Genomic DNA, 21,588 nt, shown 5'->3' on the forward strand with positions numbered 1-21,588 from the left:
AGCTATGCCCGAAGAGAGTGAACTGATTGATGTGGCGAAGACCTTTCCCACGCTGCATATCGATCTGAAGTATGCCACCGCCGACAACATCACTGGCAGGCCGATCTATCAGGAGGCGCTGTGCCTGCTGCATACCGACGCCGCCACCGCGCTGGCAAAAGCCATCAGCATTGCCTCGCTGGCCGGGCTGAAGCTGGTGGTCTACGACGCCTATCGACCGCAGCAGGCGCAGGCCCAGCTGTGGGACGCCTGCCCGAACCCGGAATATGTTGTCGATGTGGCAATTGGCTCCAATCACAGCCGCGGTACGGCCATCGACGTCACCCTGATGGACGAGAATAACAGCGTGCTGGATATGGGCGCCGGTTTTGACGAAATGCATGACCGATCGCATCCGTATCACCCCTCCGTGCCGCCGCACGCCCAGCGCAACCGACTGCTGCTGAATGCCATCATGTTCGGCGGCGGTTTTGTAGGTATCAGCAGCGAATGGTGGCACTTCGAACTGCCGAACGCCGCCAGCTATCCGCTGCTGGAAGATCGTTTTGCCTGTTTTCCCCTGACGCACACCTCTCTTTAACCTGGAGCACTGCCATGAAAACAACGCTTCTCACTGCCGTGATCGCCGCCACGCTGGCCCTGAGCGCCCCGCAGGCGCTGGCTGCCGTCCCGAAAGACATGCTGGCGATCGGTAAAGCCGCCGACCCGCAAACGCTCGATCCTGCCATCACCATTGATAACAACGACTGGACCGTCACCTATCCGTCCTACCAGCGTCTGGTCAAATACAAGCCGGGCTCTACCGAGGTAGAGGGCGATCTGTCGACGGGCTGGAAGGCCTCTGACGACCAGAAAGAGTGGACATTTACCCTGGCGGATAACGCCAAATTCTCCGACGGTACCCCGGTCACCGCCGAGGCGGTCAAACTCTCCTTTGAGCGCCTGCTGAAGCTCGGCCAGGGGCCGTCTGAAGCCTTCCCGAAAGATCTGAAAATTGATGCCGTGGATGACCATACGGTGAAGTTCACCCTCAGCCAGCCGTTCGCCCCTTTCCTCTACACGCTGGCAAACGACGGGGCGTCCATCGTTAACCCTGCGGTGCTGAAGGCCAATGCTGCGGACGACGCGCGCGGTTTTCTGGCGCAAAATACCGCCGGTTCAGGGCCATTTATGCTGAAAAGCTGGCAGAAAGGCCAGCAGCTGATCCTGGTGCCGAACCCCCACTGGCCCGGCGACAAGCCGCACTTTAAGCGCGTTTCGGTGAAAATTATCGGTGAGAGCGCCTCGCGCCGATTGCAACTTTCCCGTGGCGATCTGGACATTGCCGACTCCCTGCCGGTCGATCAGCTCGCGGCCCTGAAGCAGGAAGGCAAAGTCGCCGTCGCGGAATACCCGTCCCTGCGCGTAACCTATCTCTACCTCAACAACAGCAAAGCGCCGCTCAACCAGGTGGATTTACGCCGGGCCATCTCCTGGGCGACGGATTACCAGGGGATGGTGAAAGGCATTCTGAGCAGCAACGGCAAGCAGATGCGCGGCCCGATTCCTGAAGGCATGTGGGGCTTTGACGCCACGGCAATGCAGTACAGCTTCGACGAGGCCAAAGCCAAAGCGGCGCTGGAGAAGGTAAAGGACAAACCCGCCAGCCTGACCTTCCTCTACTCGGATAACGACCCGAACTGGGAGCCTATCGCCCTCTCCACTCAGGCCAGCCTCGGCAAGATCGGCATTAACGTCAAGCTGGAGAAACTGGCTAATGCCACCATGCGCGACCGCGTCGGAAAAGGCGATTACGACATTGCCATCGGCAACTGGAGCCCGGACTTTGCCGACCCGTACATGTTCATGAACTACTGGTTCGAATCGGACAAAAAAGGGCTGCCGGGCAACCGTTCGTTCTATGAGAACAAAGAGGTCGATTCCATGCTGCAGGCCGCGCTGAAAACCACCGATCAGGCGGAACGCACCAAAAATTACCAGCAGGCGCAAAAGGTCGTTATCGACGAGGCGGCCTACGTCTATCTGTTCCAGAAGAACTACCAGCTGGCGATGAACAAAGAGGTCAAAGGGTTCACCTTTAATCCGATGCTCGAGCAGGTGTTCAACATCGCCACCATGAGTAAATAACGGTTCTCGCCGGGGGAAAATGTATGACGTTCTGGAGCATTGTGCGCCAGCGCTGCTGGGGGTTACTCCTGGTGGTGGCCGGTGTCTGTATTATCACCTTTATTATTTCGCACATGATCCCCGGCGATCCGGCCCGTCTGCTGGCGGGCGATCGCGCCAGCGACGAAATCGTGCAGAACATCCGCCAGCAGTTAGGGCTGGATCAGCCGCAGTATATCCAGTTTGGCCGCTACGTGGACGCCCTGGCCCACGGGGATTTAGGCACCTCCATCCGTACCGGACGCCCGGTTGCGGAAGACCTGAAGGCCTTTTTCCCCGCCACGCTGGAGCTGGCCTTTTGTTCTCTGCTGCTGGCGCTGGTCATCGGCGTGCCGCTGGGGATTTTGTCGGCAGTGTACCGCAACCGCTGGCTGGATCACCTGGTGCGTTTAATGGCGATGACCGGGATCTCCACGCCGGCTTTCTGGCTCGGACTGGGCGTGATTGTGCTGTTCTACGGGCACCTGCAGATTCTGCCGGGCGGCGGCAGGCTGGACGACTGGCTCGATCCGCCAACCCACGTCACCGGGTTTTATCTGCTGGACGCGCTGTTGGAGGGCAACGGTGAGGTCTTTTTCAATGCGCTGCAGCACCTGATTTTACCCTCGCTGACGCTGGCATTTGTTCACCTGGGGATTGTGGCGCGCCAGGTGCGGTCCGCGATGCTGGAGCAACTCAGCGAGGACTACATCCGAACAGCGCGCGCCAGCGGACTGCCCGGCTGGTACATCGTCCTGCGCTATGCCCTGCCGAATGCGATGATCCCCTCCATTACCGTACTCGGGCTGGCGCTGGGCGATCTGCTATATGGTGCCGTGCTGACCGAAACCGTCTTTGCCTGGCCGGGCATGGGCGCGTGGGTGGTGACATCCATTCAGGCGCTCGATTTCCCTGCCGTAATGGGCTTTGCTGTCGTCGTTTCGCTGGCCTACGTGCTGGTTAATCTGGTGGTTGATCTGCTTTATCTGTGGATTGACCCGCGAATCGGGCGCGGAGGTGCCGAATGATGTTAACGCAGGAAACGCCCGTCCCGGCGAAAACCGCCGGACAACGCATCCACTGGGCAAAGCTGTTCTGGATGTTGCGTCAAAGCCCGCTCACGATCGTCGGCGGCGTCATTATGATCGCGATGCTCTTCCTGATGGTGAGCTCACCGTGGATAGTGCCGCATGACCCGAACGCGTTGGATCTGACCGCCCGCCTGCAGGCGCCATCTGCGCAGCACTGGTTTGGTACCGATGAGGTGGGACGCGACCTGTTCAGCCGCGTGCTGACGGGCAGCCAGCAGTCGATTACCGCCGGGCTGGCGGTGGTGGTGATTGCGGGCGGCATTGGCTCACTGCTGGGCTGTTTGTCCGGCGTACTGGGCGGGCGCGGCGACGCCGTCATCATGCGGGTGATGGACATTATGCTCTCCATTCCTTCTCTGGTGCTGACCATGGCGCTGGCCGCCGCGCTCGGTCCGAGCCTGTTTAACGCCATGCTGGCGATTGCGATTGTACGCATCCCGTTTTACGTCCGCCTGGCGCGCGGGCAAACCCTGGTGGTGCGCCAGTTTACCTACGTTCAGGCCGCCCGCACGTTCGGTGCGTCACGCTGGCATTTGATCCGCTGGCATATCCTGCGCAATGCCCTGCCGCCGCTGATCGTGCAGGCGTCGCTGGACATCGGCAGCGCCATCCTGATGGCCGCTACGCTGGGGTTTATCGGCCTGGGCGCGCAGCAGCCGACCGCCGAATGGGGTGCGATGGTGGCCGTGGGCCGTAACTACGTCCTGGACCAGTGGTGGTACTGCGCCTTTCCCGGTGCGGCGATTTTAATTACCGCCGTGGGCTTTAACCTGTTTGGCGACGGTATCCGCGATCTGCTGGATTCGAAGTCAGGAGGCAAACAGTGATGACCGAGTCGGTACTCAATATAGAAGACCTGCATCTGAGCTTCCCGATTTTTCGCGGGGAGGTCCACGCGCTGAACCACGTTTCGCTTGAGATCGGCAGGGGCGAAATTGTCGGTGTGGTGGGCGAATCGGGGTCGGGTAAATCGGTAACTGCCATGCTCGCCATGCGCCTGTTGCCGGAGGGCAGCTATCGTATTCATCACGGTCAGGTGAAGTTACTCGGCGAAAACGTCCTGACGGCGTCCGAAAAACAGCTTCGCCAGTGGCGCGGCGCTAAAGTGGCGATGATTTTTCAGGAGCCCATGACCGCCCTCAACCCGACGCGGCGGATTGGCAAACAGATGGTGGAGGTGATCCGCCAGCATCAGCCGCTTTCCCGGCGCGAGGCGCAGCAGAAGGCAATTACCCTGCTGGAAGAGATGCAAATCCCGGACGCGAAGCAGGTCATGGATCGTTACCCGTTTGAACTCTCCGGCGGCATGCGCCAGCGGGTGATGATCGCCCTTGCCTTCTCCTGCGAGCCGGAGCTGATCATCGCCGACGAGCCGACCACCGCGCTGGACGTGACCGTTCAGCTCCAGGTGCTGCGCCTGCTTAAGCATAAGGCGCGGGCCAGCGGTACCTCGGTGCTGTTTATCAGCCATGATATGGCCGTGGTGTCGCAGCTTTGCGACAAAATGTATGTGATGTATGCGGGCAGCGTGATCGAGAGCGGCGCCACGCAAACGCTGATCCACCACCCTGTGCATCCCTACTCCATTGGGCTGCTGCAGTGCGCACCGGAAAACGGCCAGCCGCGCGCCCTGCTACCCGCCATCCCCGGCACGGTACCCAACCTGAGCCAGCTTCCGCAGGGGTGCGCCTTCCGCGAACGCTGCTTTGCCGCCGGGGCGAAATGCACTGAAACGCCGCGCTTATCGCCCACCGGTGCAGATGGCCAACAGGCTGCCTGCTGGTATCCACAACGGGAGAAACACCATGTCTGATGTACTGCTGGAACTGGATAGCGCGCACGTGAACTTTGCGGCGCGCAAAAACTGGCTGGGACGCGTGACGGAACAGGTCCATGCCCTCAACGGGCTGGATCTCCAGATCCGTCGGGGCGAAACGCTGGGCATTGTCGGGGAATCCGGCTGCGGGAAAAGCACGCTGGCCCAGCTGCTGATGGGGATGCTTAAGCCCAGCACCGGCGCATGCCAGCGGGCGCACCACGCGGGCGGCATGCAGATGGTGTTTCAGGATCCGCTCTCCTCGCTTGACCCGCGATTACCGGTCTGGCGCATCATCACCGAGCCGGTGTGGGTGCAAAAACGCAGCAGCGAGCGCGAACGCCGTCAGCTGGCGGAGGATCTGGCGCTGCAGGTGGGCATTCGCCCGGAATACCTCGACAGGCTTCCGCACGCCTTCTCCGGCGGGCAGCGCCAGCGCATCGCCATCGCCCGGGCGCTCTCGTCCGATCCCGATATTATCGTGCTGGATGAACCCACCAGCGCGCTGGATATCTCCGTGCAGGCGCAAATCCTCAACCTGCTGGTGAACCTGCAACAGCAGCGTAATCTGACCTACGTGTTAATCTCGCATAACGTCTCGGTGGTCAGACACATGAGCGACCGCGTGGCGGTGATGTACCTCGGGCAGATTGTGGAGCTGGGCAGCGCCGCACAGGTGCTTGGCGAGCCGCGACATCCCTATACCCGTCTGTTACTCGACTCGGTTCCCCGCACCGGTGAACCGCTGGATGAAACGCTGGCGTTACGCAAAACGGAGCTTCCCGGCAATCGTCATCTTCCGGAAGGCTGTTTTTTCCGTGACCGCTGCCCGATGGCAACGCAGGGGTGTGAACGCCCGCAGCCGCTACAGCCCTCAATAGGAGGAGGTAGCGTGCGCTGCTGGCGTAATCGGGATTAATTACTTCTTGTTACAGCTGTTTTACCCGGCTGTATTTTTCAGGATCACGTCGCTGCAGCTGAAGAAGGTCTCACGTGCGGGATCTTCATGGCGTGCCCATGCAATATAAATAATGGCTTTCTTATCCGTGGTATATCCATCAGGTAATTTGACATCCAGTTTGTAATGTCCGGGCACGGCTTTCGCATCATCCGGAACCCCTACAAATTTCACTTCCGGGGCCTCCTGCAAATCGGCCCATTTAAGCTTACTGGTGGCGGAGTCAAAACCGGGCTTGCTTAAATAGACGGTAAACTCACTGGGGTCGTGCATCTGGCTGGCTTTATAATCAAGCGCAACGCGACCCTCTTTCACGTCCAGTTCAGTTGCGTGCCATTCCGCGCTGGGGAGATTAATGCTCTTATAGTTTTCAATGCCTGCTGAGCATAATTGCTCGTCAGGCACCTTCGTTTGCCATTGGTCTTTAGGGGCATTTTGAGAGTAAGTATTCCAGTTATTAAATAGACGTTCTCTTTCCCAATTTTCATTGCCAGCGGCCTCATATGCCGCCTTGCAGGCCGCATTTTTAATGCCCCCACTACCACCACCGAAATCTTTTTGGCTATAACAATAATACTGTCGGGAAGGTGGTATTTCTGATGTACCATGTCTTGATGCGGGTACTGCCTCGACCTTTTTTGCATCTTCAGCCATAGAAATGGAACTAAAACCCGAAAACATCACAATACAGCCAATAGTCAGAGCTGAATATTTCATAACATTCACCTTGTAGTAAATTGATGTATTAGAAGCCGCGACTTCAGTATAGGCAAGAGAATAAAAATGCAACCTAAATAAAACACCAAATCCATTCATTAGCCTTTCTTCCTACTATAATTAAGGGGATGGTATTAAATATATTATATAGTTGTAAATGATGCCTTCGCGGATATTTAATTTGAATTTAATAAATATAATTACACTATGAGATGATTTCAGAGGGAATGAATTAAGGGTTTTCGCTATATTAAAAGAATAGCCGGGTCTTAACCCGGCTCATGATTAGTTTAGTTTATAGTCCAGCGTAATCTCGGCTTTCAGGAGCTGCGATACCGGACAGCCCGCTTTCGCTTTCTGAATAATGCCGTCAAACTGCGGTGGCGTAATGCCCGGAACGGTGACCTTGCTTTGCAGCGCAACCTTAGTAATGGCAAAGCCGCCATCGGTTTTATCCAGAGAGACGTCCGCGGTTGTATCAATCGAATCAGCCGTATAGCCCGCTTCACCCAACATCAGCGACAGCGCCATCGAGAAGCAGGCCGCATGTGCCGCGCCAATCAGCTCTTCCGGGTTGGTCCCCTTTTCGCCCTCAAAGCGGGTATTGAAACCATAAGGCTGTTGATTGAGAACGCCGCTCTCGGTGGAAACCGTTCCTTTCCCGCGCTTAATGTCGCCAGACCAGTGTGCCGAACCGTGCTTATGAATCGTCATTCTTGCTCTCCTTTTGGCTTACAAAGGGTTAAGTATAGACTACGCATCTGACACGTCCTGGAACACAGACGATTCCAGGTCTTTCACCTGCTGTACCGACAAAAAAGGATAATTAAGTGGCGCTAAAAATCAGGATGGCCGTTGCCGTAACCACGCTAGCTATATCATTGTCTTCGCTGGCAAAAACGCCGGAGAACTTTATCTATACCAGCTCGGGCGATCTCGACGCGGCGCTCCCGCTCGTTGCGCGAAGCGACATTGGCGGCGTGCAGATCGTTTATAACTGGCGCCTGCTTGAACCCGAAAAAGACAGCTATGACTTCTCGCGGATTGAGCAGGATCTGGCGCGGCTAAAGGCCGCCCGGAAAAAACTCTTTATTCAGATCCAGGATCGTTTCTTCGAACCGGACGCCCGCTACGTCCCGGACTATCTGATGAACGATAAGCAATATAGCGGCGGGATTGCGTCGCAGTTTGATAATCCTGGCGAAGGCAAGCCTGTCGGTGCAGGCTGGGTAGCACGTCAATGGGACCCGACAGTGCGCGAGCGCTACCAGGCACTGCTGGCAGCGCTCGCAAAACGCTTTGATGGCGAGGTGTATGGCGTAAACCTGCCTGAAACCGCGATTGATATTGACGAGAAAAATCCGCCCGCGGGCTTTACCTGCGACAGCTATTTTGAGGGTGAAATGGAAAACCTGGCCTTCGCGCGCAAGGTCTTTCAGAAATCACATGTAGTGCAGTACGTGAACTTCTGGCCGTGCGAATGGAACAATGACCACGACTACATGGGACGTCTTTTTGCGTATGCCAGCGCCCACAATATCGGCCTGGGCGGGCCGGACATTGTTCCCAACCGCAAGGCGCACATGAAGAACGCCTATCCCTTCTTCCATAAAAATAAACAGACGCTGCCGCTCATCGCCATGGCGGTTCAGGAACCGACCCTGACGTATAAGAATCCTCGAACCGGTAAGCCCTTCACCAAAGCGGAATTTGTCCGCTTCGGCGAAAGCTATCTCGGGGCCGATATTATTTTCTGGAGCACGTCGTCTCCCTGGCTAAAGGCAAAGTAATTGCCCCTCAGGCCAGGTAGCGGAACAGTTCGTCGAGGAACACGCGCAGCGCGGCTGGCTGATATTCCCGGGACTGATAAATGCCATGGATGGCAAGCGGTTTCGGCTCCAGCGCCTCCAGTACCGGCACCAGCAATCCCCGCTCCAGCGCGGCGCGCGCTTCGCGTTCCGGCAGCATGGCGATACCGCAGTGCTTAATCGCCGCGTCCATCAGCAGCGACGAGATGCTGGCGCTCAGGTTGCCGCTGACGGCCACGCTCAGGCTTTCGCCTTCCGGCGTCAGGAAGTGCCAGGACTGCCCGGCGAAAAAACTGTAGTGCAGGCAGTTGTGCTGCGCTAATTCTTCGGGGCTGGCGGGTGTTCCGTGCTGCGCGAGATACGCCGGAGAGGCGCACAGCACCGAGCGACACTCCCCCAACCGGCGGGCAATCATGCCGGGCTCAGGGTTATCGGTAATGCGCACGGCGACGTCAATGCGCTCTCCCACCAGGCTGACCGGGTGATTATTTACATCCAGCTCGATGCGCAGCTGCGGGTAGCGCGAGAGCAGGCCGGGCAGGACCGGCGAAATCAGGTGCATCGCAGTAAAGTGTGCGCAGGCAACCCGCAGCGTGCCAGACGGGAGATCTTTTTCCGACTGGCCTTCAATCTCCTGCGAGATCTGCGAGAGCGTCCGGGTTTTTTGCAGCACTTTTTCCCCTGCCGCGGTCAGCGTCAGCTTGCGCGTAGAGCGGTTTACCAGTCGCGTTCCTGCCCACTTCTCCATTTGTTCAAGGTAACGGCTCACCATCGGTCGGGAGATGCCCAGCGCGCGGGCCGCGGCGCTCAAACTTCCCAGCTCGCAAATTCGGTTGTAGACCTGAGCGGCGATAACGCGATCCATAGAGTCTCCATCTGCTCGATTTATGAAACTAAGCATGTCTTGTTTCAGGAATTCTGGCAAATGAGAATATCCGTACAATAGCGATATTCCTGAACAACAGAGACAACAGCATGAAACTCACTCATATTGCCCTGCTTTCCGCCCTTTTCGCTCCGGCTGTTTTTGCCGCACCGCTGACCATTGATACCTATAACCCACAGGATAAAGGCATTTTCGCGGTCTCCTCCACGCTGGTTTCCGGCCCGAAAGAGGCGGTGCTGTTTGACGCGCAGTTCAGCGTGAAGGATGGCGAAGCGCTGGTAGAGAAAATTCGCCGCAGCGGTAAGACCCTGAACAAGATTGTGATTACCTCCGGCGATCCGGATTTCTATTTTGGCCTGCAGCCGCTGGTGAAAGCCTTCCCGAATGCCAAAGTGGTGGCCACGCAGCATGTGGTTGACCACATCAAAGCCACCAAAGACGCCAAGCTCGCCTTCTGGGGCCCGCAGATGAAGGACGGCGCGCCAACGGAGCTGGTCGTCCCGCAGGTGCTTGCCTCCACCACGTTTATGGTTGACGGGGAAAAGGTCGATATCGAGCAGCCAGACAGCTACGCGGCCTATGTGTGGATCCCGTCAGCAAAAACGATCCTCGGCGGCACCGGGGTAGCCTGGGGCATTCACGTCTGGACGGCAGACACCCAGACACCGGCAAGCCGCAAGCAGTGGCAGGAAACCCTTGAGAAAATGGCCGCACACAAACCGGAACGCGTGATTCCAGGCCACTACCTGGGCACCCCACCTGCGGGAACCGGGGCAATTGATTTTACCCGTGGCTATCTGCAGCATTTTGAACAGGCGTTGTCGGGACATAAAGATTCTGCGGGCGTCATCGATGCACTGAAAAAACAGTATCCGGGCCTGGCTGAAGAGAGCTCGCTGGAATTAAGCGCCAAAGTGAATACCGGCGAAATGAAGTGGTAATTTAAATTCCGCTCCTGCTATTTATTCGTGATAGCAGGAGCACCCTTATAATATCCCCATTCTTACTCTTCGATATATCTTCCCCGTCCAAAAGCACATAAAAGCATGCACTTATGTCATTTTTATTTCTAAGATGAATCTGAACCACAACCGGGAAAATATTTGCCATTCTGTTTATGAAATAAATTTTTTGCGAGCCGTACCATTAAACAGACAACGACACGGAGGCAGTATGTTTACTTATTACCCGGCTAATACCACAGCAGCACAACCTGAACTCGTTAACGCGATTGCGCAGGGTCTTCACGCCGAGCACGGTGCTGTGACTGAAGATGACATTTTGATGGAACTGACCAAATGGGTGGAATCCACGGATAATGACATCCTCAGTGACATCTACCAGCAGACCATTAACTACGTCGTCAGCGGGCAAAACGCACCTTTGTAAAAACCTGCTAAGCTGGATCTGCAACCTAAGGGGTTACATTTCGTTTGCGTAAGCAAACTGGTCCTTAAAACTATCAACAGGATTGAGGAGTTAACATGAAATCGAACCGTCAGGCACGCCATATTCTGGGACTGAACTACAAGCTTTCTAATCAGCGTAAAGTGGTGATTGAAGGCGACCACGAAACGCAAGTCACTCACGCCACCGGCAGAAAACGCCACGCGAGCAAGTAAGTTCCAGTCTGAGATCCAGAACACCATCGGCAAAACCGATGGTGTTTTTGTTTATGTGTTGCGGTAATTAATATTTAGCTCCTTTATAATACCGCCCGACCGCCTCCCGCAGCACAGGCCAGAAAGATGACAAACAGCAGTGTCAGGGACGGATCTTCAAATAAGAGTGAGTGACATGGACAACAAACTGAAAAAACATCGTTCCTTATATATCCCATACGCCGGACCCGTTTTACTCGAATTCCCCCTGCTCAACAAAGGTAGCGCCTTCAGCATGGAAGAGCGCAGCAGCTTTAACCTGCTTGGCCTGCTGCCGGAAGTGGTTGAAACCATCGAAGAACAGGCGGAGCGCGCGTGGATCCAGTATCAGGGGTTCAAAACCGAGATCGACAAGCACATCTACCTGCGTAACATTCAGGACACCAATGAAACCCTCTTCTACCGTCTGGTGCAGAACCATCTCGAAGAGATGATGCCGGTGATCTACACCCCAACGGTGGGTGCAGCGTGCGAACGCTTCTCTGAGATCTACCGTCGCTCACGCGGCGTCTTCATCTCTTATCAGAACCGTCACAATATGGACGATATTCTGCAGAACGTGCCTAACCACAATATCAAAGTGATTGTGGTAACCGACGGCGAACGTATTCTCGGCCTTGGCGACCAGGGCATTGGCGGGATGGGGATCCCAATCGGTAAACTCTCCCTCTACACCGCCTGTGGCGGCATCAGCCCGGCGTACACCCTGCCAGTGGTGCTGGATGTTGGTACCAACAACCAGCAGCTGCTTAACGATCCGCTGTACATGGGCTGGCGTCATCCGCGTATTACCGACGACGAGTACTACCAGTTTGTTGACGATTTCATTCAGGCCGTGAAGCACCGCTGGCCGGACGTTCTGCTGCAGTTTGAAGACTTCGCGCAGAAAAATGCGATGCCGCTGCTGAACCGCTATCGCGATGAGATCTGCTCCTTTAACGACGACATCCAGGGCACCGCCGCCGTGACCGTGGGGACGCTTATCGCCGCCAGCCGCGCGGCCGGCAGCCAGCTGAGCTATCAGAAAATCGTTTTCCTGGGCGCAGGCTCTGCGGGCTGTGGTATTGCCGAGCAGATTATCGCCCAGACGCAGCGTGAAGGCTTAAGCGAAGAGCTGGCCCGCTCCCGCGTCTTTATGGTTGACCGTTTCGGCCTGCTGACCGACGGCATGCCGAACCTGCTGCCGTTCCAGACCAAGCTGGTGCAGAAGCGCGAGAATCTGAAAAACTGGGATACCGACAACGAAGTGCTCTCTCTGCTGGACGTAGTGCGCAACGTGAAACCTGATATCCTGATCGGCGTTTCCGGGCAAACCGGTCTTTTCACCGAAGAGATTATTCGCGAGATGCACAAGCACTGCGAGCGCCCTATCGTGATGCCGCTTTCCAACCCGACCTCCCGCGTGGAAGCAACGCCGCAGGACATCATCGCGTGGACCGAAGGCAACGCGCTGGTTGCCACAGGCAGCCCGTTCGATCCGGTGGTGTGGAAGGATAAAACCTATCCGATTGCCCAGTGCAACAACTCCTATATCTTCCCGGGCATTGGTCTGGGCGTCATCGCTTCCGGCGCGTCCCGCATTACCGATGAGATGCTGATGTCAGCAAGCGAAACCCTCGCAGGGTACTCGCCGCTGGTCAACAACGGCGAAGGTCTGGTGCTGCCAGAGCTGAAAGACATTCACAAGGTGTCGCGCGCTATCGCGTTTGCGGTAGGCAAAATGGCGCAGCAGCAGGGCGTGGCGGTGAAAACCTCTGCCGACGCGCTGCAGCAGGCTATTGATGATAACTTCTGGATGCCTGAATACCGCAGCTATCGTCGTACTTCGATTTAATTCGCTCCGACCGTACCCTCTCCTCAAAGGGAGAGGGTACTTGATCACCCCCTTCCCTTTATTCTCTTTGCCGCTACTACGGTATTCTTCTTCCCCTTATTAATAAAACAAATATTTCAACAACTATCCATATTCCATTGAAATATAAAATTTTCGCATAACACTTTTTGCCTAACAAACGGATTTTTTTAAGAGCTTAGTAAGCTTTTGCATTACTAATAATAGGCGTTTTGAAATGACAATTCCGGGATATTATTGGCTGAAAGGTGATGGAAGCGCAGACATCAAGAGTACTATTGACGTGCAAAATTGCGAGGAAAGCAAGGAGCGGTTATGTACTATAAAAATGAAGTGATAAGTTATTTGCAGGCGAATAACATCCTTGCGTTAAAACTCGACCACGCATTAGCGGGTGTAGGAAAAGCCGTATCAAATCAGATAGAAACGATCGGCGCAGGAGCTACGCGCGCACTGTATTATACGTCTTGCTTTACTGATGAATATCAAGACGTATGCCAGAAACAAAAGTCCGAAGACATTCGATTTGCTAAGAATGTTTACCATATTATATTTGATGGAGATGTTGTGTATGAAATGCTCAAAATCTATTTTGAAGAAGTATTTCGGCACAAAACCTCCGATCAGCTAGAGCACATCAAACAATTGCTAATGGCAGTAAATATTCATATCGCCGCAAGTTCACTTACAAACGCCGGGTTTGCTTTAGCAACAGCATCATTTGTTGCTGCAGGTATGAATCTAAGCCTTGAACTTAGTGCACTGGTTGGGCGAAGAGCGGGACAGGTTGTTGGGGGTATTGGCCTATACGGCGTTGTTCAGAAAGCAGCAGATAGTTCACATCGCCTTCATATTACTTATCCAGCGTACTACTCAGCGCTATACGCTCAAGAGCTGGAAATGTTGTACTTCTTGATAGAGCCATTGTTTGAGCGGGCTGAAGCGTTTAAAGCACAATGGGTATCGGATGGTGAGATTGCAGATATCATAACCCGGATGGTTCAGTAATCATGATGCATCTTATTAAAAGATTTTTCAGGCGGATATTTAAGTCATTGATATCGATGTACGGCCCTTCGCTATTAACACTTTTATTTGCAGTTGTCTTTTTCCAACTTTTCCCTGACGGGCCAATATGGCCTGTTCCTATATTCTTCTTTTTTGTGATGGTTATTTTATCGCTATATGAAATTGTAAATCTCAAACGTTAGCTTTATCGTAAATTTATCTATAAGGAAATAGTATGTCTACACCCGCACACTTATGGCTTGAAGATGAGAACGGTTCTCCGATAATCGGTAGCTGCATGATGCCACTTCGCCTGGGGTCTATCGAGTTAAAATCATTCTCTCACGGTGTCACTATCCCAGTAGATCCAAGCTGGGGAAAACTGACAGGAACGCGAGTCCATCGCCCTATCACGATAGTGAAGGAGTTTGATCAAACAACACCTCTTTTGTACCGCGCTGTCTGTGAAGGTCGAACCATGAAGAAAGCCACAATTAAAATGTACCGTATTCTGGAATCAGGTATTGAGGCCGAGTATTTCAATATCATTCTGGAAAACGTCAAGTTCACAACGGTTGCACCCTACCTGTCTCCTAACGGCATGAGCAGCACACACCTTGAAACGCTCGAATTGCGTTATGAAGCGATTACCTGGAAGTATACGGAGGGTAATATTATCTATCGTGATTCATGGAACGATCGTTGTTGTGCATGATGACGAAAGAGCCAAAGGATGCTACGCCTCCTCTAACCCTAACAAACAGAAAAAAGAGACAATTTAACTGCAGAGCAGCCACTAGTAGAGAAGGTAGGCTTATGCTTAAAAACGTTATATAGTGATAGATACCTACAAACTCAAAACAAATAAGGAGGCCAATTATGCTGTACTGTGAAATTTTCAATGTTTCACATACATTTGGTGATCGCACCAGCTCAAGCGTTATCGGTATCGTGCTGCGATAACTTCTGCTTGAGCGAAGACACCAACCCCTGAATCCCTTCTCTCGGGCTTACTGAGTTATCGTCAGCGATGTTTGACGAGGCATAAACATGCCTGTAACTCTTGGGTAAGCAACAATGAGCACTTTACTCACTGCACAATCTTTACGCGTTGATACGGCGTTTGGCACGCTCTTCGACTCTCTCTCCTTTACGCTGAAAAAAGGCGACCGCATTGGCCTGCTGGGCGACAATGGCTGTGGAAAAAGCACGCTCCTGAAGGTGCTGGACGGCACCGACTCTCCTGCTGCCGGAACGATAGCGCTGGCTGGACACTGCCTGATGGCACGCGTGGAGCAACATCTCCCGGACGCCATTTTCCCGCTGACCATGCTGGATGCCGTGCTCGCACAGCTGCCTTTAGCCGAGCGCGATAGCCTGCGCTGGAAAGCCGAAACGCTGCTGGCAAGCATGGGCTTCACGCCGCAGGATATGATGCTGCAATCCGCCACGCTGAGCGGCGGGCAGCATACGCGCCTGCTGCTGGCGCGAGCGCTGATTCACGAGCCGGATCTGCTGCTGCTGGATGAACCGAGCAACCACCTGGACCTGCCGACCATGCTCTGGCTGGAACATTTCTTACAGAACTGGTCAGGCAGCTTCGTACTGGTCTCGCATGACCGACAGCTGCTGGATGCCGTCACCAACGGCAGCTGGATCCTGCGCGATAAGACGCTGCACTACTTCGCCCTTCCCTGCACGGCCGCCCGCAAGGCGCTTGCAGCAAAGGACGAAAGCGATACGCAGCGCCATAAGGCGGAGCAAAAGGAGATCGACCGCGTGACCGCCAGCGCGAAGCGGCTGGCGACCTGGGGCAAGGTGTACGACAACGAAGACCTGGCCCGTAAAGCCAAACAGATGGAAAAACAGGTCGAACGGCTGAAGGAGAGCCAGACGTCACTCACGGCTGGCAGCCCGTGGACGCTCACCCTGCGCGGCGATGCGCTGCGGGCAGACCGTCTGCTGGAGATGGAAAACCTCAGCGTCCCGCCTGCTCCCGGGCTACCGCCGCTGTTTAACATCGAAATGGCGCGGCTGAAAAGCGGCGATCGCGTGGCAATTGTCGGTCGTAACGGCTGCGGCAAATCGTCGCTGATGAGGCTTATCTGGCAACAGTTTGCCGATGAGCCCGAAGACAGCGGGTTGAAAATCCATCCGCGCGTGTCGCCAGGCTATTACGATCAAACGCTGAACCAGCTGCCAGACAACGCCACGCTATTTGACGCGCTGGAGCCTTTCGCGCCCGATCCGCAGCACAGGAAGATGGCGCTCATCAGCGCCGGGTTCCCGTGGGCGCGCCACGGGCAAAAAGTCAATACGCTCAGCGGCGGCGAGCGCTCTCGCCTGCTGTTTGTCGGGCTGACGCTTGCCCGCTATAGCCTGCTGATGCTGGATGAACCGACCAACCATCTGGATATGGAAGGCAAAGAGGCGCTGGCGGAAACGCTGCAGCAGTTCGAAGGCGGCGTGCTGCTGGTCAGTCACGATCGCCAGTTAATTAGCCAAAGCTGTAACCGCTTCTGGCTAATTGAGGATGGCAGTCTGAGCGAGTGGCACGATGCAGAAACGGTGTTTGAGCGCCTGCGTGAAAGCGCGGGGCTGGTGACATCCACCGCGCCCGTCATCGCCGCTGCAACGGCTCAACCTTCGCCATACGACGATCTCCTTGAACGGCTGGTCGCACTGGAAACGCTGCTGGAAGACGATCTGGCGCGTAAGCCGAAGCATCAAAAGCCTCAGCTGCAGGCACAATGGCGTAAAGAGATTGAGGAGATAGAAGCACAGCTGTAACACTGCGCCCGGCGAGGCTTTCTCGTCGGGCCAGTAGTTTCCCCCTAAATTATTAGAGGAACACCCTTTTCTTAATCTGAAAACGGATTAAATGATGACATTATGTTGCTGCAGCCTTGCATTACCAGGCTAATGTATTAATCCTTAATGGGTATTACCCTGCTACGCAGATTCTTATCATGAACAAGGAGATACACATGAAGGCTGCTGTTGTTACTCAGGATCACCAGGTCAACGTCACCGAAAAAACGTTACGCCCGCTTAAGCACGGGGAAGCCCTGCTGAAGATGGAGTGCTGTGGCGTGTGCCATACCGACCTCCACGTGAAGAACGGTGATTTCGGCGATAAAACCGGGGTTATCCTGGGCCACGAAGGGATTGGGATTGTAAAAGAAGTCGGCCCTGGCGTGACGTCGCTGAAAGTCGGCGACCGCGCGAGCGTGGCGTGGTTTTTTGAAGGCTGTGGCCACTGCGAATACTGTAACACCGGGAATGAAACCCTGTGTCGCGATGTAAAAAATGCCGGTTACTCCGTCGATGGCGGGATGGCGGAAGAGTGCATCGTCACCGCAGATTACGCGGTCAAAGTCCCGGACGGCCTGGATTCGGCGGCGGCAAGCAGCATCACCTGCGCTGGCGTTACCACCTACAAAGCGGTGAAGGTCTCGGGTATCAAACCGGGCCAGTGGATTGCAATTTACGGCCTGGGCGGGCTGGGCAACCTCGCGCTGCAGTACGCTAAAAACGTCTTCAACGCTAAAGTCATCGCGCTTGACGTTAATGACGAACAGCTTAAGCTAGCGGCGAGCATGGGGGCGAATTTAACCATCAATTCCCGCAGCGAAGATGCCGCTAAAATTGTGCAGGAAAAAACCGGCGGCGCGCATGCTGCGGTGGTGACTGCCGTTGCAAAAGCGGCCTTCAACTCGGCAGTCGACGCGGTTCGTGCCGGTGGCCGCGTCGTCGCGGTTGGCCTGCCGCCGGAAGCGATGAGCCTCGACATTCCGCGTCTGGTGCTGGACGGCATTCAGGTCGTGGGTTCACTGGTCGGCACCCGTCAGGACCTGCAGGAAGCCTTCCAGTTCGCCGCTGAAGGCAAGGTGGTGCCGAAAGTCACGATGCGTCCAATCGAGGACATCAATGCCATCTTTAAAGAGATGGAACAGGGTCAGATTCGTGGCCGTATGGTCATTGATCTTCGCTCGTAAACACCTGTCGCCGGGTAGCGGCTTCGCCCTGCCCGGCCTACTGTTACGACGAACGCCGGTCCGAAATCCACTCCTGAACCTCAATCTGAAACGTGTCCGGTGCTTTTCGATACATTTTGCGCGCCAGATCGAGAATGGTATGCCGGGCTAACTCCTCTTCCATTCGCTGCTGCGCGCTGTCCATCACCGACCGTACCCCGCACGGACCGTCACATACCCAGGCAGGCGGCGTTTCATCAAACACGGCCAGCCGCTGGCGTATCTCCCTGCACTCGAACATATTTTTCTCACCGTCGATGGCGTGCGTTACGTCCAGCACGGTGATCAGCTCCGCCGGGCGCGCCAGCTGAAAGCCCCCGCCCTTGCCTTCCGTACTGATGACCAGACCGGCACGCGACAAGCGGGTGAATATTTTACCGAGATAATCGTACGGCACGCCCTGAAGGGCAGCCATCTCCCTGACGCTCATCTCCCGCTCATTACCCTTCGCATCCACCATGCACATCAGGCTGTGAATGCCGTATTCCACACCGGAACTGTAAAACGCCATGGTTAACCCCAGTTTGCTGTTCAGGCCATTATAACGATTTTTAACTCAGAAAGAAGTTGTCGCAGTTAACTCCGACAAGTATTGTGGCAGTTATGTCAGGTACACAGCCTGGCGATCAAAAGGATCGAGTATGAAAAAGCAAATTTTAATTGTGGGTAGCGGCTTTTCCGGTATGTGGGCTGCGGTCAGTGCCGCTCGCCTGTCGGCGCTGGAAGGAAAAGACAATCTTAAGATTGCCGTACTGGCGCCGGTTCCTGAGCTGCGCGTTCGCCCGCGCTTCTATGAAGAAAAGGTCTCAACGCTGGTCGCGCCGCTGACCGAACTGTTCGCTGAGCTGAATATTGAGTTCATTGCCGGAAGCGCAGAACATATTGATACGGATGCAAAAAAAGTGATATGGCGTAATAATCAGGGGATAACATCCTCGGTGACTTACGAGCGTTTAGTGCTGGCGACGGGTAGCCGGACCAAACGCCCTTCCATTGCTGGCCTTGCCGAGTACGCATTTGATATCGGCCAGCTGGAATCGGCGCTGGTATTTGAGCAGCACCTGGATTCACTGGCTTCACGGCCTGCCTCCCCGGAACGTAGCACCGTTGTGGTCTGCGGCGGCGGTTTCACCGGCATTGAGCTGGCGACCGAGCTCCCTGCCCGGCTTCGTTCACGATTAGGCGAAGAAACAAGGATTAAAGTTATCGTAGTTGAACGCGGAGCAGTTATCGGTGGACGTTACAGCGAAGCCTTGCGCAAAACGATTGAGGACGCAAGCCGCGAGCTGGGCGTTGAATGGCGTCTTAACAGTGAAGTGGAAGCCATCGACGCAAACGGCGTTACCTTAAAAAATGGCGAACGTATTGCCGCCTCTACCGTGGTCTGGACGGCAGGCGTTGAGGCCAACCCCCTCAGCCAGCAGATAGACGGCGAACGTGACAACCAGGGACGACTTATCGTTACCGAGTCGTTGCAGGTTCCAGCCCATCCGGACATCTATGCAACGGGCGACATGGCGCACGCGAAAACAGACGATGCGGGTAACACGGCGCTGATGACCTGTCAGCACGCGATCCAGCTTGGAAAATTTGCCGGACACAACGCGGCGGCCAGCCTGCTAAACATCGCGCCCTATCCTTATCGTCAGGTGAACTATGTTACCTGCCTGGATTTAGGCGCGTGGGGCGCGGTCTATACCGAGGGCTGGGAACAGGCAATCAAATCCGTCCGCGACGAGGCGAAGAAGATCAAAATCGCCATCACGAACGAGCTGATCTATCCGCCAGCAGCAGACAAAAAGGTCGCCTTTGCCGCCGCCGACCCGCTGGCGAAATTCGTTTAGCCCCCGCCATCGCCCCGCTAACGGGGCGTTTTTTTATTTTCAGTTTCCGGCAATCCTTATCTTAATTCCTTTGTTCCCTTGCTTTCCCCCGCGCCCGATGATGAATCCGACGCTAACAAGAAGATAACAAAGGAATTCACCATGCAAACCCCATTTCGTCTGCCGCTGCTGACGGCGTTGATTCTGGCGACAACTTCAGCCTGGTCCGCTGATGCGCCCGTCAAAGGCGGTACGCTGATTTATCTGGAGCAACAGGCTCACACCAACCTCTATCCGCCTGCCGGTGGCTTTTACCCGAACGGCGGCATTCTGAATCAAATCACCGACAAGCTGACGTGGCAGAACCCAAAGACGCTGCAGGTGGAACCCTGGGTGGCAGAAAGCTGGACCACCAACGCCGATAAAACCGAATACACCTTTAAACTTCGTCCCGGCATCACCTTCTCCGACGGCACGCCGCTGGACGCGAACGCCGTGGCGAAAAATTTCGATACCTACGGTTTAGGCAATAAGGCGCAGCGTCTGCCGGTGTCAGAAGTGATCAATAACTACAATCGCAGCGAAGTCATCGACCCGCTGACCGTGAAGTTCTACTTCAAAAAACCGTCGCCGGGGTTCCTGCAAGGCACCGCCACCATTGGCTCGGGTCTGGTCTCGCTCAGCACGCTGAAGCGCAACTTCGAAGAACTGGGGGATGCCCGCCATATCATTGGCTCCGGCCCGTTTGTGGTGAAGGACGAGAAGCTGGGTCGTGAAGTGACGCTCGAAGCGCGCAAAGACTATCAGTGGGGCCCTAAAAATCTGGCGCAACAGGGGCCAGCCAATCTTGATGGCATCAAGTTTATTGTGACCCAGGAAGACAGCGTGCGCGTGGGCGCCCTGCTGGCTGGTCAGGCCGACTTTATTCGCCAGGTGCAGGCGTATGACGAAAAGCAGGCGACAGACCAGGGCTATAAGATCTACGCGGCCCCGACGCGCGGGGTAAATGACAGCATCAGCTTCCGCCCGGATAACCCGCTGGTCTCCGATATTCGCGTACGCCAGGCGCTGCTGCATGCCACCAATGCAAAACAGGTGGTTGAGACCCTCTTCTCGGCCAACTATCCGCAGGCAAAGTCCGTGATTGCCGGTTCCGCCGCAGGCTTTGTCGATCTCAGCGACAAATTAACCTTTGACCCGGCAAAAGCCAACCAGCTGCTGGACGACGCGGGCTGGAAAGCAGGCAGCGACGGGATCCGCGCCAAAGACGGTCAGCGGCTGGCACTGACGGTATATGAATCCCTGCCGCAGCCGCAAAATAAAGAGGTGCTGCAGCTGGTTGCCCAGCAGTGGCGACAGGTGGGCGTGGCGCTGAGCGTCAAAGCCGGTGACGCAGGCAGCCGCACGCTGGATAACCTTGACCCGCTGAAAACCCCGTTAACCGTCTCCGAAGTAGGCCGCGCCGATCCTGACGTGGTGAAAAGCATGTTCTACCCGGCTAACCGCGACGCGCTGCTGCAAAAAGGCGGATCCAGCGACAAGGTCAAAAACTTCCGTGACGACAAGCTGAATGAACTGCTGGTGAACATTTCGGCTGAGGTCGATCCGCAAAAACGCCTGCAGCTGACAGGGGACGCCCAGCGCTATCTGCTGGATAACGCCTACGTCATTCCGATTTTCGAAGAGCCGCAGGTCTTTGCCGGTGCGCCGTGGCTGAAAGGCGTCAATTTTGAAGCGGTAGGCCGCCCGTCGTTCTACGGCGCGTGGATTGAGAAACACTGAGGAG

21 protein-coding genes are annotated in these 21,588 nt (G+C 55.4%); 17 read left to right on the forward strand and 4 right to left on the reverse strand.

Annotated features, from left to right (window positions below; translation table 11 throughout):
• Positions 1–4: 4 nt before the first annotated feature.
• Genes ddpX through ACWKXT_RS04305 form a run of 6 tightly spaced genes read left to right on the forward strand, consistent with a single transcriptional unit; the run spans position 5 to position 5,971 of the window.
• Entirely contained in the window at positions 5–580 is a 576-nt protein-coding gene (gene ddpX, locus ACWKXT_RS04280; RefSeq protein WP_454531755.1) for a D-alanyl-D-alanine dipeptidase, read from the forward strand.
• 14 nt (positions 581–594) lie between these two features.
• A complete protein-coding gene (locus ACWKXT_RS04285; protein ID WP_454531756.1) occupies positions 595–2,127 on the forward strand; it encodes an ABC transporter substrate-binding protein in 1,533 nt (510 codons plus the stop codon).
• Between the two features lie 23 nt (positions 2,128–2,150).
• On the forward strand, positions 2,151–3,173 hold the full coding sequence (locus ACWKXT_RS04290) for an ABC transporter permease (RefSeq protein WP_454531757.1): 1,023 nt from the start codon (positions 2,151–2,153) through the stop codon (positions 3,171–3,173).
• Positions 3,170–4,063: a D,D-dipeptide ABC transporter permease gene (ddpC, locus tag ACWKXT_RS04295; protein WP_454531758.1), complete on the forward strand. Its 894-nt coding sequence runs from the start codon at positions 3,170–3,172 to the stop codon at positions 4,061–4,063. The genes ACWKXT_RS04290 and ddpC overlap by 4 nt, the downstream gene beginning before the upstream one ends.
• Positions 4,063–5,049, forward strand: coding sequence for an ABC transporter ATP-binding protein (locus ACWKXT_RS04300; protein WP_454531759.1), 987 nt, complete (start codon positions 4,063–4,065; stop codon positions 5,047–5,049). The genes ddpC and ACWKXT_RS04300 overlap by 1 nt, the downstream gene beginning before the upstream one ends.
• Positions 5,042–5,971 (forward strand): oligopeptide/dipeptide ABC transporter ATP-binding protein, encoded by a 930-nt coding sequence (locus tag ACWKXT_RS04305; protein ID WP_454526758.1) that lies wholly within the window; start codon positions 5,042–5,044, stop codon positions 5,969–5,971. Before ACWKXT_RS04300 ends, ACWKXT_RS04305 begins: the two co-directional genes overlap by 8 nt.
• Positions 5,972–5,992: 21 nt before the next feature.
• Here the strand turns inward: ACWKXT_RS04305 and ACWKXT_RS04310 are convergent, their stop codons facing one another.
• Positions 5,993–6,826: a lytic polysaccharide monooxygenase gene (locus tag ACWKXT_RS04310; RefSeq protein ID WP_454531760.1), complete on the reverse strand. Its 834-nt coding sequence runs from the start codon at positions 6,824–6,826 to the stop codon at positions 5,993–5,995.
• Between the two features lie 186 nt (positions 6,827–7,012).
• On the reverse strand, positions 7,013–7,441 hold the full coding sequence (locus ACWKXT_RS04315) for an OsmC family protein (protein WP_217478676.1): 429 nt from the start codon (positions 7,439–7,441) through the stop codon (positions 7,013–7,015).
• 134 nt (positions 7,442–7,575) lie between these two features.
• Here ACWKXT_RS04315 and ACWKXT_RS04320 point away from each other — a divergent pair, with 134 nt between their 5' ends.
• Entirely contained in the window at positions 7,576–8,517 is a 942-nt protein-coding gene (locus tag ACWKXT_RS04320) for a hypothetical protein (protein WP_454531909.1), read from the forward strand.
• Positions 8,518–8,524: 7 nt separating this feature from the next.
• On the opposite strand, the gene ACWKXT_RS04325 is transcribed toward ACWKXT_RS04320, so the two are convergent.
• The gene (locus ACWKXT_RS04325; RefSeq protein WP_454526754.1) at positions 8,525–9,400 is read right to left on the reverse strand and encodes a LysR family transcriptional regulator; all 876 of its coding nucleotides are present in this window, start codon (positions 9,398–9,400) and stop codon (positions 8,525–8,527) included.
• Positions 9,401–9,510: 110 nt separating this feature from the next.
• Here ACWKXT_RS04325 and ACWKXT_RS04330 point away from each other — a divergent pair, with 110 nt between their 5' ends.
• The 8 genes from ACWKXT_RS04330 to adhP all read left to right on the forward strand — a co-directional run bounded on the left by ACWKXT_RS04330 (position 9,511) and on the right by adhP (position 17,940).
• Positions 9,511–10,362 carry a Vmh family MBL fold metallo-hydrolase gene (locus ACWKXT_RS04330; RefSeq protein ID WP_454531761.1) on the forward strand — a complete coding sequence of 284 codons (852 nt, stop codon included), beginning with the start codon at positions 9,511–9,513 and terminating at the stop codon, positions 10,360–10,362.
• 232 nt (positions 10,363–10,594) lie between these two features.
• The gene (bdm, locus tag ACWKXT_RS04335) at positions 10,595–10,810 is read left to right on the forward strand and encodes a biofilm-dependent modulation protein (RefSeq protein WP_023335793.1); all 216 of its coding nucleotides are present in this window, start codon (positions 10,595–10,597) and stop codon (positions 10,808–10,810) included.
• 95 nt (positions 10,811–10,905) lie between these two features.
• A complete protein-coding gene (sra, locus tag ACWKXT_RS04340; protein WP_454531762.1) occupies positions 10,906–11,043 on the forward strand; it encodes a stationary-phase-induced ribosome-associated protein in 138 nt (45 codons plus the stop codon).
• A gap of 175 nt (positions 11,044–11,218) precedes the next feature.
• Entirely contained in the window at positions 11,219–12,916 is a 1,698-nt protein-coding gene (locus ACWKXT_RS04345) for an NAD-dependent malic enzyme (protein ID WP_028013235.1), read from the forward strand.
• 333 nt (positions 12,917–13,249) lie between these two features.
• Positions 13,250–13,942 carry a hypothetical protein gene (locus ACWKXT_RS04350; RefSeq protein ID WP_454531763.1) on the forward strand — a complete coding sequence of 231 codons (693 nt, stop codon included), beginning with the start codon at positions 13,250–13,252 and terminating at the stop codon, positions 13,940–13,942.
• Positions 13,943–14,177: 235 nt separating this feature from the next.
• A complete protein-coding gene (locus tag ACWKXT_RS04355; protein WP_454531764.1) occupies positions 14,178–14,657 on the forward strand; it encodes an Hcp family type VI secretion system effector in 480 nt (159 codons plus the stop codon).
• Positions 14,658–15,019: 362 nt separating this feature from the next.
• A complete protein-coding gene (locus tag ACWKXT_RS04360) occupies positions 15,020–16,732 on the forward strand; it encodes an ABC-F family ATP-binding cassette domain-containing protein (RefSeq protein ID WP_454531765.1) in 1,713 nt (570 codons plus the stop codon).
• 197 nt (positions 16,733–16,929) lie between these two features.
• On the forward strand, positions 16,930–17,940 hold the full coding sequence (gene adhP, locus ACWKXT_RS04365) for an alcohol dehydrogenase AdhP (RefSeq protein ID WP_454531766.1): 1,011 nt from the start codon (positions 16,930–16,932) through the stop codon (positions 17,938–17,940).
• Between the two features lie 43 nt (positions 17,941–17,983).
• Here the strand turns inward: adhP and ACWKXT_RS04370 are convergent, their stop codons facing one another.
• A complete protein-coding gene (locus ACWKXT_RS04370) occupies positions 17,984–18,490 on the reverse strand; it encodes an RrF2 family transcriptional regulator (RefSeq protein ID WP_029740891.1) in 507 nt (168 codons plus the stop codon).
• 130 nt (positions 18,491–18,620) lie between these two features.
• On the opposite strand from ACWKXT_RS04370, the gene ACWKXT_RS04375 reads away from it, so the two are divergent.
• Both ACWKXT_RS04375 and ACWKXT_RS04380 read left to right on the forward strand, forming a co-directional pair.
• The gene (locus ACWKXT_RS04375; protein WP_454531767.1) at positions 18,621–19,823 is read left to right on the forward strand and encodes an NAD(P)/FAD-dependent oxidoreductase; all 1,203 of its coding nucleotides are present in this window, start codon (positions 18,621–18,623) and stop codon (positions 19,821–19,823) included.
• Positions 19,824–19,964: 141 nt separating this feature from the next.
• Complete coding sequence (locus tag ACWKXT_RS04380) at positions 19,965–21,584, forward strand: TIGR04028 family ABC transporter substrate-binding protein (protein ID WP_454531768.1); 1,620 nt, start codon at positions 19,965–19,967, stop codon at positions 21,582–21,584.
• Positions 21,585–21,588: the final 4 nt, after the last annotated feature.

It is taken from the genome of Enterobacter sp. UPMP701 (genome assembly GCF_053709515.1).

Excerpts from the sequence above, each read along its gene's own strand:
- ACWKXT_RS04315 (WP_217478676.1), bottom strand. The coding sequence starts at position 7,441 with ATGACGATTCATAAGCACGGTTCGGCACACTGGTCTGGCGACATTAAG.
- ACWKXT_RS04355 (WP_454531764.1), top strand. The coding sequence starts at position 14,178 with ATGTCTACACCCGCACACTTATGGCTTGAAGATGAGAACGGTTCTCCG.
- ACWKXT_RS04310 (WP_454531760.1), bottom strand. The coding sequence starts at position 6,826 with ATGAATGGATTTGGTGTTTTATTTAGGTTGCATTTTTATTCTCTTGCC.
- ACWKXT_RS04350 (WP_454531763.1), top strand. The coding sequence starts at position 13,250 with ATGTACTATAAAAATGAAGTGATAAGTTATTTGCAGGCGAATAACATC.
- sra (WP_454531762.1), top strand. The coding sequence starts at position 10,906 with ATGAAATCGAACCGTCAGGCACGCCATATTCTGGGACTGAACTACAAG.
- ACWKXT_RS04330 (WP_454531761.1), top strand. The coding sequence starts at position 9,511 with ATGAAACTCACTCATATTGCCCTGCTTTCCGCCCTTTTCGCTCCGGCT.
- ACWKXT_RS04345 (WP_028013235.1), top strand. The coding sequence starts at position 11,219 with ATGGACAACAAACTGAAAAAACATCGTTCCTTATATATCCCATACGCC.
- ACWKXT_RS04375 (WP_454531767.1), top strand. The coding sequence starts at position 18,621 with ATGAAAAAGCAAATTTTAATTGTGGGTAGCGGCTTTTCCGGTATGTGG.
- ddpX (WP_454531755.1), top strand. The coding sequence starts at position 5 with ATGCCCGAAGAGAGTGAACTGATTGATGTGGCGAAGACCTTTCCCACG.
- ddpC (WP_454531758.1), top strand. The coding sequence starts at position 3,170 with ATGATGTTAACGCAGGAAACGCCCGTCCCGGCGAAAACCGCCGGACAA.
- ACWKXT_RS04380 (WP_454531768.1), top strand. The coding sequence starts at position 19,965 with ATGCAAACCCCATTTCGTCTGCCGCTGCTGACGGCGTTGATTCTGGCG.
- ACWKXT_RS04290 (WP_454531757.1), top strand. The coding sequence starts at position 2,151 with ATGACGTTCTGGAGCATTGTGCGCCAGCGCTGCTGGGGGTTACTCCTG.
- ACWKXT_RS04305 (WP_454526758.1), top strand. The coding sequence starts at position 5,042 with ATGTCTGATGTACTGCTGGAACTGGATAGCGCGCACGTGAACTTTGCG.
- adhP (WP_454531766.1), top strand. The coding sequence starts at position 16,930 with ATGAAGGCTGCTGTTGTTACTCAGGATCACCAGGTCAACGTCACCGAA.
- ACWKXT_RS04360 (WP_454531765.1), top strand. The coding sequence starts at position 15,020 with ATGAGCACTTTACTCACTGCACAATCTTTACGCGTTGATACGGCGTTT.
- ACWKXT_RS04285 (WP_454531756.1), top strand. The coding sequence starts at position 595 with ATGAAAACAACGCTTCTCACTGCCGTGATCGCCGCCACGCTGGCCCTG.
- ACWKXT_RS04320 (WP_454531909.1), top strand. The coding sequence starts at position 7,576 with ATGGCCGTTGCCGTAACCACGCTAGCTATATCATTGTCTTCGCTGGCA.
- bdm (WP_023335793.1), top strand. The coding sequence starts at position 10,595 with ATGTTTACTTATTACCCGGCTAATACCACAGCAGCACAACCTGAACTC.
- ACWKXT_RS04325 (WP_454526754.1), bottom strand. The coding sequence starts at position 9,400 with ATGGATCGCGTTATCGCCGCTCAGGTCTACAACCGAATTTGCGAGCTG.
- ACWKXT_RS04300 (WP_454531759.1), top strand. The coding sequence starts at position 4,063 with ATGACCGAGTCGGTACTCAATATAGAAGACCTGCATCTGAGCTTCCCG.
- ACWKXT_RS04370 (WP_029740891.1), bottom strand. The coding sequence starts at position 18,490 with ATGGCGTTTTACAGTTCCGGTGTGGAATACGGCATTCACAGCCTGATG.